The 14,075-nt window shown below is 68.3% G+C and carries 9 protein-coding genes; 2 read left to right on the plus strand and 7 right to left on the minus strand.

Translation table 11 applies throughout. The annotated features are described in order from the left end of the window. Positions 1–544: 544 nt before the first annotated feature. Positions 545–1,246 carry a hypothetical protein gene (locus tag IG90_RS0106480; RefSeq protein ID WP_124264584.1) on the minus strand — a complete coding sequence of 234 codons (702 nt, stop codon included), beginning with the start codon at positions 1,244–1,246 and terminating at the stop codon, positions 545–547. A 234-nt stretch (positions 1,247–1,480) separates the two neighbouring features. Here IG90_RS0106480 and IG90_RS0106485 point away from each other — a divergent pair, with 234 nt between their 5' ends. Both IG90_RS0106485 and IG90_RS0106490 read left to right on the plus strand, forming a co-directional pair. Then, complete coding sequence (locus IG90_RS0106485) at positions 1,481–3,502, plus strand: PIG-L family deacetylase (protein WP_030578899.1); 2,022 nt, start codon at positions 1,481–1,483, stop codon at positions 3,500–3,502. 147 nt (positions 3,503–3,649) lie between these two features. Beyond that, positions 3,650–4,375, plus strand: a complete 726-nt coding sequence (locus IG90_RS0106490; protein WP_030578901.1) for a S1 family peptidase — start codon at positions 3,650–3,652, stop codon at positions 4,373–4,375. A 209-nt stretch (positions 4,376–4,584) separates the two neighbouring features. Here the strand turns inward: IG90_RS0106490 and IG90_RS0106495 are convergent, their stop codons facing one another. The 6 genes from IG90_RS0106495 to IG90_RS0106520 all read right to left on the minus strand — a co-directional run bounded on the left by IG90_RS0106495 (position 4,585) and on the right by IG90_RS0106520 (position 14,064). Beyond that, positions 4,585–5,055: a hypothetical protein gene (locus IG90_RS0106495; protein WP_157846300.1), complete on the minus strand. Its 471-nt coding sequence runs from the start codon at positions 5,053–5,055 to the stop codon at positions 4,585–4,587. Between the two features lie 147 nt (positions 5,056–5,202). Continuing rightward, a complete protein-coding gene (gene tuf, locus IG90_RS0106500; protein ID WP_007445914.1) occupies positions 5,203–6,396 on the minus strand; it encodes an elongation factor Tu in 1,194 nt (397 codons plus the stop codon). Positions 6,397–6,553: 157 nt separating this feature from the next. After that, positions 6,554–8,683: an elongation factor G gene (gene fusA, locus IG90_RS0106505; protein ID WP_030578907.1), complete on the minus strand. Its 2,130-nt coding sequence runs from the start codon at positions 8,681–8,683 to the stop codon at positions 6,554–6,556. 38 nt (positions 8,684–8,721) lie between these two features. Then, on the minus strand, positions 8,722–9,192 hold the full coding sequence (gene rpsG, locus IG90_RS0106510; RefSeq protein WP_003966970.1) for a 30S ribosomal protein S7: 471 nt from the start codon (positions 9,190–9,192) through the stop codon (positions 8,722–8,724). A gap of 2 nt (positions 9,193–9,194) precedes the next feature. Next, positions 9,195–9,566 (minus strand): 30S ribosomal protein S12, encoded by a 372-nt coding sequence (gene rpsL / locus IG90_RS0106515; RefSeq protein ID WP_003948652.1) that lies wholly within the window; start codon positions 9,564–9,566, stop codon positions 9,195–9,197. A 598-nt stretch (positions 9,567–10,164) separates the two neighbouring features. Further along, positions 10,165–14,064: a DNA-directed RNA polymerase subunit beta' gene (locus IG90_RS0106520; protein WP_030578909.1), complete on the minus strand. Its 3,900-nt coding sequence runs from the start codon at positions 14,062–14,064 to the stop codon at positions 10,165–10,167. Positions 14,065–14,075 lie beyond the last annotated feature (11 nt).

The following is a 14,075-nucleotide window of genomic DNA, read 5'->3' on the forward strand; positions in this document are numbered from 1 at the left end:
GACACGGCGTTCGTGATCGGACAGCTCCAGCGGCAACGGCTTCGGACCAGGCATCAGCCCACCCTACAACCGCGCGCGAACTAACGACTCAGGACACTAAGTACATCAGCGCTGATCACGGCCCCGGCCTGTTCATGCTTCAACGCCGACAAGGCCTTTCGGACGTCCCCTGCCAGTTTGCCGACGCTCTCGCCCGCCCGCGTCCAGGAAACCTTGCTCGATTGGACTCCCCCGAGGCCCCCATCAGAGTTCTCGCCCACCTGGTTGAGCCGCACCTGCACCGTGTGCCGCTCAGCGGCCTCGGCCTTGAGCTGTTCCCACTCGTCCCACGCCATCCCCGTACCCCCCTGACCCCATCGCGGCCCTCGAGCTCCTCAAAGGCAAGGCACACTCATGCACCGCCTCTGATTTTCCTCACTCGGACACACGTCGCACGACGAACGACCGAACATTGTCCAAACGTGGAGCATTGCCCAGGGCGACGAGGTCCCCGCGCACCAGCACCTCGTCACCCCGGCGGTGAGCCTCGGCGGCCTTCCCGTAGTCATGGTGGTCCAAGGTCATCCTGACGCGGCGAGGCCTGCTGTCGTCCCGGTCCTCGAAGTACCACGCGACCGTGACCGCACCCGCGCCGTAAGGAAGCTCGCGATGCAGGCGCACCACGGATCCCAGCAGCGTCATGTCCTTTCGGCCCAGCTCGCGCCCGTAGGTCCTTGGCCCCCGCGTCCAGGGTCGCGAGCTGGGGCGGGGCCAGCCTGATGCGACGGGTCGGCTGCTCCACCGGCAGGTCGGGGGACCATGTGAAGTCGAAGGAGAACCCCGGTCCGTCCTCCCCTCCGATCTTGACGAGCGCCTCGCAGAGATTGGCCGAAAGCCCGCCAAGAGCGAAGCGGGTGAAATCGGCCAACTCGTCATCCCGGATGCTGAGGTCGGCCGCCTCACGGGAGTCGTGGTCGAACAGGGAGCCCTGGGCCGGCCCTCCGGGCAGCGGGGTGTACACGGCGACGACGTAGCTGCCCACCCGCGTCTGGTCCAGCCGTACGGAGGACACGTGGTCCTTGACCACCTGGGTCTTGTTCGCGGGCTGGACGGGCTGGGGCTCGGGAGCGGCCTCGGCGGCCGCCGCAGCGGTCATCAGGTCGCGCAGTCCGGCCAGAGCGGGCACCAGCTCGACCAACGGCGCGGTCCCGGACGGGCCCGGCGGGGTCAGGCGGAGGAACTTCCAGTCGGCGGACGGCAGGAACATCTCCCGGAGCACTGGCGAGCCTTGCGTGCCGCGTGCGCAATCCCACCTCCCGCCGGGCAACCTCTCCGCCCCGATCCCCGTCTAACCCCCCGCAGGTACGGCTCGACCAGCCGCTGACCTGCGCACAGAGCCAGGGAGTACGCAGGCCAGGGCGGCCGGTCGCCCGCTGCGGGGGAAGCGGGAGCGGACGGGGTGCGCGGCGTGGTGGATCGATCTGTCCTGGCCCGGATACGGATGCCCCGGCGCGCCGTCCTCCTCGCGGCCGCCGCGACCGCCGCCACCGCCGGATGTGCCGTACCGGTCCCCAGGCGTCGGGGGCCGGTGCCGGACCCGGCCCCGGGCCTGGCCATAGCGAGCAGCCGGCAGGCGCTGCTGATGCAGGTGCTGGCACATCCCGACGACGATCTGTACTTCATGAACCCGGACACCCGTGAGGCCCTCGACGCGGGAACCCCGCTGGTCTGCGTCTACCTGACCGCGGGCGAGGCGGACGGCGTCAACAAGATCCCCGGCGCGCCCCGCCCGGCCCCCGACCGCGCCGCGTACTCCGCCTCCCGCCACCAGGGCCTGCGCCAGGCGTACGCCGAGCTGCTCGGACTCGACCGGTTCACCCCCTGGCAGAAGTCCGTGCTCACCCTGCACGGCGGCCACCGGGCCGAGCGAAACGTCCTGGCCGAGGGGGTGCGCCGGGTCGAACTGGTCTTCCTCAACACCGCGATGCACACCGGGCGCGGCCGCCTCGGGCTCCCCAGCCTCTGGCAGGACCGGCGGCTCGTGCTGCGTACCGTCGTCGCCGACGGCTCCCCGCTGGCGAAGGCTGGTTCGTATACGTACGACGGGCTCGTCGACGTTCTCGTGGGGCTCCTGGAGCAGTACCGGCCGACCGTCGTGCACACCCTCGACCCGGACCCCGACCTCCAGTTCAGCAGCGAGTACGAACGCCGCCGGGACAGCGAGCAGCACGGGTACTCCGACCACGCCGACCACACCGCGGCCGGCTGCTTCGCCTGGGCGGCGCTGATCCGCTGGGTGGCGACGACCACGGCGGCCGGGGAGCCCGTGCCCGGGTTCGTCGTCGCCTCCTTCCGGGGCTACTACAACCGGCACTGGCCCAGGAACCTGCCGCCCGAGGTGCTGGAGCGCAAGGCCGCCCACCTCGTCCCGTACGGCGGCGCGCCCGACTGGGAGTGCGGCAATGCCTCGGGATGCGGCGACTACAACGTCGGTGGCGACAGGCCCCTGACCAACCGCAAGGGGTGGGTCCGCTCCACCCACCACCGCTACCCGGGCCCCCGGCCCCAGGTCGCCTCCGGGGCCGGCGGCCGGCTCACCGCGTACGGGGTGCTGGGGCTGCGCGCCGTGCGGTGGCGCGAGAGCGCGCCCGGCAGCGGGGTCTGGGACGCGCCGGACGACCTCGGGGGCGGCCCGCTCGCGCCGGTGCTGGGGTCGGCGGTGACGGCGGACGGGCGGCAGTTGCTGTTCGGGCTGCGGTTCGCGGCGCTCGGCGGGCACGGCTCGGACAACCAGCGCGAGATCGTGGTGCTGGAGCAGCGCGCGCCGGACGGCCCCTTCCGCGCCTGGCGAGGGCTCGGCAACCCTGCCGCGGGCCGCGACCACGGCCGCCGCATCGGGATACCGGTCGCCGTCACCGCGCCGGACGGCCGCGTCCACCTCTTCGTGCGCAACGCGGAGAAGGGGCTCAGCACCCGGGTGCGCGAGGCGGCCACCGGCCGCTGGAGCGCCTGGCGCGACATGGGCGGCGGCGAGGTGCAGGACGGGCTCACCGCGGTCGTCGACACGGCGGGCCTCGTCCACGTGTACGCCGCCGGGCACCATGCCGTGCACCACTGGACCCAGGACGCCCCGGACACGGACGTCACCGCCCGTACCCAGCTCACCGGCTCCCCCGTCCCCGCGCACGCGCCCGGCGCACTCCCCGCGCCCGACGGGTCCGTGGAGCTGTACTACCGGCCGGCCGCGCGGGAGCGACTCGTCGCGGTACGGTCCGACCCCGCGCCCGCGCCCCACTTCGGCGGGTACGGTCCGGTGACCGCCGCCGCCTCACCGAGCGGCCCGGTCCTGCTCGGCCGGTCCGCGGAGGGCCGGATCCAGGTGCGTACCGCCGAGGGCACCGCCGTACGGTCCCGTGGCCCCGTCGCCCTGGACGGCGTCGCCCTCCACCTCGGGACGGCGGGCGGGCGGCCCGTCGTCGTGGGGTTCGGGCCGGACGGCGCCCCGTGGGCGTGGCGGCCGTAGAAGCGGCCGCTCTCGGCCCAACTGCCGCCCCATAACGCCGTGTTATGCCCAAACGTTAGTACCCCGGCCTCGTCGCGCTCGGGCACCCTGTTGCCCACCATCCCCCACGGACACGCACCCCCAGCGTGTCGCGCGAAACGAGGAACCATGCGTATATCCAGGCTCGTGCCCGCTGCCGCCGCCGCAGCGGCCTGCGTCATCGCCCTCTTCGCACCGTCCGCCTCGGCCGCCCCCGAGCCCCCGCTCCAGGACTCCCCGCCCCCGACCACGCAGATCATCGGCGGCGGCTACGCCCAGAACGCTCCATGGGCCGCGCGCCTCTTCTCCAACGGCAGAGAGACCTGTTCGGCCACGATCATCGCGCCGACCTGGATCCTCACCGCCCGCCACTGCGTCTCCGGCGGCGGCCTGTCGTTCCGCATCGGCAGCCTCGACCAGCACAGCGGCGGCGTGGTGGCCAACGGCGTCCAGACGTACAACCACAGCGCGGACATCTCCCTGGTACGTCTGGACCGCTCCGTGCAGACGACCTACTCCCGCCTCGGCCAGCCCGGCACGGTCCGCGTCGGACAGAACGTGCAGGTCTGGGGCTGGGGCGCCACCTCGCAGTGCGGCTCCGAGGCCAACTGCCAGTCCCGCTACCTGAAGGTGGCCAACGTGACGGTCACCGGCGGCTGCGGTGACGCGTACGGCGGCTCGGCGATCTGCGCCCGCCGCGGCGACGGCATCACGGCCGGCGGCGACTCCGGCGGCCCGATGACGTTGAACGGCATCCAGGTCGGCGTCGCCTCCACCAGCGACCGGCAGACCACGACGGCGTACACGAACGTCACCGCGTACCGGTCCTGGATCCAGTCGATCGCGGGCGTCTGACCGGCCCCACCGCCCGGGACGGCGGGCGCCTGACGGACCCGCCGTCCCGTGAACCGTAGGGCCCCCTTACCTCGCCGCCCTGAGGTACCGGGGCCCTACATCCATGAGGGCCCGGGCCATCCGTCCCGCCGCCGGAAACGCCGTGCCTCCGGCTCCGTACGCCCGAAGCTTTCGGACATGACGAGGGCCCCGCACCTCTCCCCGCATCATCAGTCCTCCGAAGGTCGGGATTCCCTCGGCTCCCAGAGGACCGGCAGCAAGAACGGTGAGAGCAGGCAGAACACCGCCGACGCTCCCAGAAGCGTGAGGCCGCCGCCGGAACGGAGAAACTCGGGCAGCAGGGCGCCCGGGGACACGCCGCCGAACCAGGACGCCAGCACCACCGCGAGGATCGTCACCCCCCAGTGGAAGACGAGACAGCGCAGCCGGTCGGAGAGCCGACGTGGTCGGACCCTCACATCGGCCGATATGAGGGCAGGCCACACAACGGGCGAGAAAGCGCAGTACAGCATGACCACGGCCATCGGAATCGGGGCCGCGGTCGCCAGTACGTCGAAGTATCCCTCGGTCTCCCCCCGCCCCCGCGCCTTCACTGTGTCGATGCCGCAGAAGAAGGCGTAGAGCGCCGCCGCCGTGCCCGCCACCGCGATGCGATTGGCGGGCCTGTTCCCGTTCCTCAAGGGTCTTCCTTCCTGCCTCAGGGCCGTGGCGCCACGGCCCCGAGGGGGTTTCGGGAGACATGACGAAGGGTCCCGCACCTCTCGCGAGGTGCGGGACCCTTCCTGCGGCTCAGCGAGCCACCAGGTCAGTGATGACCAAGCAGAGAACTACTTGATGATCTTGGTGACCTGGCCGGCGCCCACGGTCCGGCCACCCTCACGGATGGCGAACTTCAGGCCCTCTTCCATGGCGACCGGCTGGATCAGCGAGACGTCCATGAGGGTGTTGTCACCCGGCATGACCATCTCGGTGCCCTCGGGAAGGGTCACAACGCCCGTCACGTCCGTGGTACGGAAGTAGAACTGCGGGCGGTAGTTGTTGAAGAACGGGGTGTGACGGCCACCCTCGTCCTTCGACAGGATGTAGGACTGCGCCTGGAACTCGGTGTGCGGCGTGACCGAGCCGGGCTTGATGATGACCTGGCCGCGCTCGACGTCCTCGCGCTTGATGCCACGGAGGAGCAGACCGACGTTCTCACCGGCCTGGCCCTCGTCGAGCAGCTTGCGGAACATCTCGATGCCGGTGACCGTGGTGGTGGTCTTCTCGGTCTTGATACCGACGATGTCGACGGTCTCGTTGACCTTCAGGACACCACGCTCGATGCGGCCGGTGACGACCGTACCGCGACCGGTGATCGTGAAGACGTCCTCGATCGGCATGAGGAACGGCTTCTCGACGTCACGCTCGGGCTGCGGGATGGACTCGTCGACGGCCTTCATCAGGTCGAGAACGGTCTGGCCCCACTCCTTGTCGCCCTCGAGCGCCTTGAGCGCCGAGACCTTGACGACCGGAAGGTCGTCGCCCGGGAACTCGTACTCGGAGAGGAGCTCACGGACCTCGAGCTCGACGAGCTCCAGGATCTCCTCGTCGTCCACCATGTCGGCCTTGTTCAGCGCGACGACGATGTAGGGGACGCCGACCTGGCGGGCCAGGAGGACGTGCTCCTTCGTCTGCGGCATCGGGCCGTCGGTGGCCGCGACCACGAGGATGGCGCCGTCCATCTGCGCCGCACCCGTGATCATGTTCTTGATGTAGTCCGCGTGACCGGGGCAGTCGACGTGCGCGTAGTGACGCGACTCCGTCTGGTACTCGACGTGCGCGATGGAGATGGTGATACCGCGCTGGCGCTCTTCGGGAGCCTTGTCGATCTGGTCGAAGGCCGAGGCCTCGTTCAGGTCCGGGTACGCGTCGTGCAGCACCTTGGTAATGGCGGCCGTGAGGGTCGTCTTACCGTGGTCGATGTGACCGATGGTGCCGATGTTGACGTGCGGCTTAGTCCGCTCGAACTTTGCCTTCGCCACTGGGGTCCTCCTGAGTGGATCTGTACGCCTTGCTTCATCGGCGCCAGGTGATCTTTGCTGGGGTGCCGGCGCCGGGGGCATTCCGCACAGTGCTGACGCGCTGTGCGAGATGCCCGCCCGGCTCCGGTGACAAGCCTAAAGCGTGAGCTCGGGAGAGTTACTCGCCCTTGGCCTTCGCGATGATCTCCTCGGCGACGTTCCGCGGAACCTCGGCGTAGGAGTCGAACTGCATCGAGTAGCTTGCGCGACCCGAGGTCTTGCTGCGGAGGTCTCCGACGTAGCCGAACATCTCCGAGAGGGGCACGAGGCCCTTCACGACGCGAGCGCCGCTGCGCTCCTCCATGGCCTGAATCTGACCACGGCGGGAGTTGAGGTCGCCGATGACATCGCCCATGTAGTCCTCGGGCGTGGTGACCTCGACGGCCATCATCGGCTCGAGGAGCACGGGAGAGGCCTTGCGGGCACCCTCCTTGAACGCCTGCGAACCGGCGATCTTGAAGGCGAGCTCCGAGGAGTCGACCTCGTGGTAACCACCGTCGAGAAGGGTGACGCGGACGCCGACCATCTCGTAACCGGCCAGGATGCCGAACTGCATGGCTTCCTGAGCACCCGCGTCCACCGAGGGAATGTACTCACGGGGGATGCGGCCACCGGTGACCTTGTTGACGAACTCGTAGGAGGCGTCGCCACCCTCGATGGGCTCGAGGGCGATCTGCACCTTCGCGAACTGGCCGGTACCACCAGTCTGCTTCTTGTGCGTGAAGTCGATGCGCTCGACGGCCTTGCGGATCGTCTCGCGGTACGCGACCTGGGGCTTGCCGACGTTCGCCTCGACGCGGAACTCGCGCTTCATGCGGTCGACGAGCACCTCGAGGTGAAGCTCGCCCATACCACCGATGATGGTCTGGCCGGTCTCCTCGTCGGAGTGCACCTGGAAGGAGGGGTCCTCCTCCGAGAGGCGCTGGATGGCGACACCCAGCTTCTCCTGGTCACCCTTGGACTTCGGCTCGATCGCGACCTGAATGACCGGCGCCGGGAAGTCCATGGACTCCAGGATGACCGGGTTCTTGTCGTCGCAGAGCGTCTCACCGGTGGTGGTCTGCTTGAGACCCATGACGGCGATGATGTCGCCGGCGCCCACCGATGCGATCTCCTCACGCTTGTTCGCGTGCATGCGGTAGATCTTGCCGATGCGCTCCTTCTTGCCCTTGACGGAGTTCAGCACCGCGGTGCCGGCCTCCAGGCGACCGGAGTAGATCCGGACGAAGGTGAGCTTGCCCAGGTGCGGGTCGCTCGCGATCTTGAACGCCAGGCCGGAGAACGGCTCGTCGTCCGAGGGCTTGCGGGCGATGACCTTCTCCGGGTCCTTCACGTCGTGGCCCTCGATGGCCTCGACGTCCAGGGGGGAAGGCAGGTAGCGCACGACCGCGTCGAGCAGGGGCTGGACGCCCTTGTTCTTGAACGCGGTGCCACAGAACACCGGGGTGACGGTGATGGAGTCGGCACTGCCCTTGGACGCCAGGGTGATGCGGCGGATCGCCTCGTGCAGCTGCTCCTGGGTGGGCTCGTCGCCCTCCAGGTACAGCTCCATCATGGCGTCGTCGTTCTCGGCCACGGCCTCGAGGAGCTTGCCGCGCCATTCGGCGGCGGACTCCTTGAGGTTGTCCGGGATCTCGACGACGTTGTACATCTCGCCCTTGGCGGCCTCTTCGGGGTACACGAAGGCCTTCATCGACACGAGGTCGACGACACCCGTGAAGTCGGCCTCCGCCCCGATGGGGAGCTGCATGACGATCGGGGTCGCGCCGAGGCGGTCGATGATCATCTGGACGCAACGGAAGAAGTCCGCGCCGGTGCGGTCGAGCTTGTTGACGAAGCAGATACGCGGCACGCCGTAGCGGTCCGCCTGACGCCAGACGGTCTCGGACTGCGGCTCGACGCCGGCGACGCCGTCGAACACGGTGACAGCGCCGTCGAGGACGCGGAGCGAACGCTCCACCTCGACGGTGAAGTCGACGTGACCCGGGGTGTCGATAATGTTGATGGTGTGGTCAACATCGTTGAGCGGCCAGTGGCAGGTCGTCGCGGCGGACGTGATCGTGATGCCGCGCTCCTGCTCCTGCTCCATCCAGTCCATCGTGGCAGCGCCGTCGTGGACTTCACCGATCTTGTAGCTCACACCGGTGTAGAAGAGGATCCGCTCAGTGGTGGTCGTCTTCCCCGCGTCGATGTGGGCCATGATCCCGATGTTGCGGACCTTGGCCAGGTCAAGCGAAGTGGTGGCCATAAGGCTCAATCTTCTCTCGGTCTCGATGGGGGTAGCGACTACCAGCGGTAGTGCGCGAAGGCCTTGTTGGACTCGGCCATCTTGTGGGTGTCCTCACGCTTCTTGACCGAAGCGCCGAGGCCGTTGGAGGCGTCGAGCAGTTCGTTCATGAGGCGCTCGGTCATGGTCTTCTCGCGGCGGGCGCGGGAGTAACCGACGAGCCAGCGCAGGGCGAGGGTGGAGGCGCGACCGGGCTTGACCTCGATCGGCACCTGGTAGGTGGCGCCACCGACACGGCGGGACTTGACCTCGAGCGAGGGCTTGACGTTCTCAAGCGCGCGCTTCAGCGTGATGACCGGGTCGTTGCCGGTCTTCTCGCGGAGGCCTTCCATGGCGCCGTACACGATCCGCTCGGCGGTGGAACGCTTGCCGTCGAGGAGGATCTTGTTGATCAGCGAGGTGACAAGAGGAGAGCTGTAGACCGGGTCGATGATGACCGGGCGCTTCGGGGCGGGGCCCTTACGAGGCATTCTTACTTCTCCTTCTTGGCGCCGTAGCGGCTGCGGGCCTGCTTGCGGTTCTTGACACCCTGGGTGTCAAGGGAGCCGCGGATGATCTTGTAACGAACACCCGGCAGGTCCTTCACACGGCCACCACGCACGAGCACGATGGAGTGCTCCTGCAGGTTGTGTCCCTCACCCGGGATGTAGGCCGTGACCTCGATGCCGGAGGTCAGACGCACACGCGCGACCTTACGGAGCGCCGAGTTCGGCTTCTTCGGGGTGGTCGTGAACACACGCGTGCAGACACCACGACGCTGGGGCGAACCCTCGAGCGCGGGCGTCTTGTTCTTCTCGACCTTGTCCTGCCGGCCCTTCCGGACCAGCTGCTGGATCGTAGGCACTACTTCTCCGGTTTCTGTGTGCCGTTCGTGAAACTAACCTGGAACATCGCCGACCCACGCGGTCGGGTGTGTCGAATACTGCGGACTTCCGCCCTGAGGACGGGAGGGGCGCAGATTGCGGTGGCTACTGACGGACCCGCGATGCGGTTGAGGACACGCACACGAGCCCAGGCACACCCCAGGCACAAGGCTTGAGCGTACCTACCTCACGGAGCTGGGTCAAAACAAATGCGGTCCACGCGGACACGCCGGCCCCCCGGACCACCCGGGAAGGACCGCCAGACCGTCCGGCAGAGGGCATTCACGCTTGCCGGATCCCGGCAATCAAGCGGCGCGGAAACAGCGTGCTCACGCACTGCCGCCGTACCCCACCCTGCCGGAAACTGCGGTCAGCCGACCGCCGGGACCCCCGCGTTCCCTGTGCGGGGGCGCCTCTCGCGCTCACGGGCCGGGCCCCAGGTCCGGTGGACCCCGCCGGTGAAGGTCAGATGGCGCGGGGCCCTCGTACGGGGCGGCAAGCCCCCGCACACGCCGGAGGGCGGCCACCCCGTTGCGTACGGGGTGACCGCCCTCCGGCGTTCAAGCGAAAGCCACTCGCCTACTGGTTGTACGGACCGTAGTCGTAGTCCTCCAGCGGGACGGCCTGGCCGGAGCCGGTGCCGAACGGCGAGTAGTCGATGTCGTCGTAGCCGACGGCCGAGTACATCGCGGCCTTGGCCTCCTCGGTCGGCTCGACCCGGATGTTGCGGTAGCGGGACAGACCCGTACCGGCCGGGATGAGCTTACCGATGATGACGTTCTCCTTGAGGCCGATCAGGGAGTCCGACTTGGCGTTGATCGCCGCGTCGGTCAGGACCCTGGTCGTCTCCTGGAAGGACGCCGCCGACAGCCACGACTCGGTGGCCAGCGAGGCCTTGGTGATACCCATCAGCTGCGGACGGCCGGAGGCGGGGTGACCGCCCTCGGTGACCACACGACGGTTCTCGGTCTCGAACTTCGACCGCTCGACCAGCTCGCCCGGAAGCAGCTCCGCGTCGCCGGACTCGATGATCGTCACACGGCGGAGCATCTGCCGGATGATGATCTCGATGTGCTTGTCGTGGATCGACACGCCCTGCGAGTTGTAGACCTTCTGGACTTCGCCGACCAGGTGGACCTGGACCGCACGCTGGCCGAGGATGCGCAGCACGTCGTGCGGGTTGGTGGCACCGACGGTGAGCTTCTGGCCCACCTCGACCGGGTCGCCCTCGCCCACGAGCAGACGGGCACGCTTCGAGATCGGGAACGCCGTCTCGTCGCTGCCGTCGTCCGGGGTGACGACGAGCTTCTTGGTCTTCTCGGTCTCCTCGATCCGCACGCGGCCCTTGGCCTCGGAGATCGGGGCGACACCCTTGGGCGTGCGGGCTTCGAAGAGCTCGACGACTCGGGGCAGACCCTGGGTGATGTCGTCACCGGCCACACCACCGGTGTGGAAGGTACGCATCGTCAGCTGGGTGCCGGGCTCACCGATGGACTGGGCGGCGATGATGCCGACCGCCTCACCGATGTCGACCAGCTTGCCGGTGGCGAGCGAGCGTCCGTAGCAGAAGGCACAGGTGCCGACCGCGGACTCACAGGTCAGGACCGAGCGGGTCTTGACCTCCTCGACGCCGGCGCCCACCAGGGCGTCGATCAGGACGTCACCGAGGTCGACGTTGGCAGGCGCGATGACCTTGCCGTCCACCACGACGTCCTCGGCGAGCATGCGGGCGTAGACCGAGGTCTCGACGTCCTCCGTCTTGCGGAGCACGCCGTCGGCGCCCTTGACGGCGATCTTCAGCTTGAGGCCGCGGTCGGTGCCGCAGTCCTCCTCGCGAATGATCACGTCCTGCGAGACGTCCACCAGACGACGGGTCAGGTAACCCGAGTCGGCGGTACGCAGGGCGGTGTCCGCCAGACCCTTACGGGCACCGTGCGTGGAGATGAAGTACTCCAGAACGGTGAGGCCCTCGCGGAAGGACGCCTTGATGGGACGAGGGATCGTCTCGTTCTTGGCGTTCGACACCAGACCACGCATACCCGCGATCTGACGCATCTGCATCATGTTTCCTCGGGCGCCCGAGTCGACCATCATGAAGATGGGGTTCGTCTTCGGGAAGTTCGCGTTCATCGCCTCGGCAACCTCGTTGGTCGCCTTGGTCCAGATCGCGATGAGCTCCTGCGTACGCTCGTCCTTGGTGATCAGACCGCGCTCGTACTGCTTCTGGACCTTCTCGTCCTGCTCCTCGTAGCCCTTCACGATGGCCTTCTTGGCCTCGGGCACGACGATGTCGGAGACGGCCACGGTGACGCCCGAACGGGTCGCCCAGTGGAAGCCCGCCGCCTTCAGGTTGTCGAGCGTCGCCGCCACGATGACCTTGGGGTAGCGCTCGGCCAGGTCGTTGACGATCTCGGAGAGCTGCTTCTTGCCCACCGAGTAGTCGACGAACGGGTAGTCCTCGGGCAGCAGCTCGTTGAAGAGCGCGCGGCCCAGGGTCGTCCGCAGCCGGAAGGTGTCGCCCGGCTGGTACTCCGGCTCGCCTTCCTCGGCGACCGGCGGCACCCAGCCACGCGGCGGCATGGTGCCGACCGGGAAGCGGATGTCGACCTTCGCCTGGAGCGACAGCTCGCGGGCGTCGAAGGCCATGGTGGCCTCGGCCGTGGAGCCGAACGCGCGGTCCGTGCCCTTGACGTTGCGGCCCTCTTCGTCCGTGGTGAGGAAGAAGAGGCCCAGCACCATGTCCTGGGTCGGCATGGTGACGGGACGACCGTCGGCCGGCTTCAGGATGTTGTTCGAGGACAGCATCAGGATGCGGGCCTCGGCCTGCGCCTCCGCGGAGAGCGGCAGGTGCACGGCCATCTGGTCACCGTCGAAGTCCGCGTTGAACGCGGTGCAGACGAGCGGGTGGATCTGGATGGCCTTGCCCTCGACCAGCTGCGGCTCGAAGGCCTGGATGCCCAGGCGGTGCAGGGTGGGCGCACGGTTCAGCAGCACCGGGTGCTCGGCGATGACCTCTTCGAGGACGTCGTACACGACGGTGCGGCCACGCTCGACCATGCGCTTGGCCGACTTGATGTTCTGCGCGTGGTTCAGGTCCACCAGGCGCTTCATCACGAACGGCTTGAAGAGCTCCAGCGCCATCGCCTTCGGCAGACCGCACTGGTGCAGCTTGAGCTGCGGACCGACGACGATCACGGAACGCGCGGAGTAGTCCACACGCTTGCCGAGGAGGTTCTGACGGAAACGGCCCTGCTTGCCCTTGAGCATGTCGCTCAGGGACTTCAGGGGCCGGTTACCGGGACCGGTGACCGGGCGACCGCGGCGGCCGTTGTCGAACAGCGCGTCGACGGCCTCCTGCAGCATCCGCTTCTCGTTGTTCACGATGATCTCGGGGGCGCCGAGGTCGAGGAGACGCTTGAGGCGGTTGTTGCGGTTGATCACACGGCGGTACAGGTCGTTCAGGTCGGAGGTCGCGAAGCGGCCACCGTCCAGCTGCACCATCGGACGCAGGTCCGGCGGGATGACCGGCACGCAGTCGAGCACCATGCCCTTGGGCTTGTTGCTGGTCTGCAGGAACGCGGAGACGACCTTGAGGCGCTTGAGCGCACGGGTCTTCTTCTGGCCCTTGCCGGTACGGATGATCTCGCGGAGGCGCTCGGCCTCCTCGTCGAGGTCGAAGGACTCCAGGCGCTTCTGGAGCGCCGCGGCGCCCATGCAGCCGTCGAAGTACGTGCCGAAGCGGTCACGCAGCTCGCGGTAGAGCAGCTCGTCGCCCTCCAGGTCCTGGACCTTGAGGTTCTTGAAGCGGCTCCACACCTCGTCGAGGCGGTCGATCTCGCGCTGCGCACGGTCGCGCAGCTGCTTCATCTCACGCTCGGCGCCTTCGCGCACCTTGCGGCGCACGTCCGCCTTGGCGCCCTCGGCCTCCAGCTCGGCCAGGTCGGTCTCGAGCTTCTTGGCGCGGGCCTCCAGGTCGGAGTCGCGGCGGTTCTCGGTCTGCTGGCGCTCGACGGAGACGTGAGCCTCCAGGGACGGCAGGTCGCGGGTACGACGCTCCTCGTCCACGAACGTGATCATGTACGCGGCGAAGTAGATGACCTTCTCGAGGTCCTTCGGCGCGAGGTCCAGCAGGTATCCGAGGCGCGAGGGAACGCCCTTGAAGTACCAGATGTGGGTGACGGGAGCGGCAAGCTCGATGTGGCCCATCCGCTCACGACGCACCTTGGCGCGAGTGACCTCGACGCCGCAGCGCTCACAGATGATGCCCTTGAAGCGGACACGCTTGTACTTGCCGCAGTAGCACTCCCAGTCCCGGGTCGGACCGAAGATCTTCTCGCAGAAGAGTCCGTCCTTCTCGGGCTTGAGCGTGCGGTAGTTGATGGTCTCCGGCTTCTTCACTTCGCCGTGCGACCAGGTCCGGATGTCGTCCGCGGTGGCAAGGCCGATCCGCAGCTCGTCGAAGAAGTTGACGTCGAGCACTTGTCGTCAAT

Origin of the sequence: Streptomyces anulatus (assembly GCF_000721175.1) — a bacterium.
Lineage (GTDB): Bacteria > Actinomycetota > Actinomycetes > Streptomycetales > Streptomycetaceae > Streptomyces > Streptomyces anulatus_C.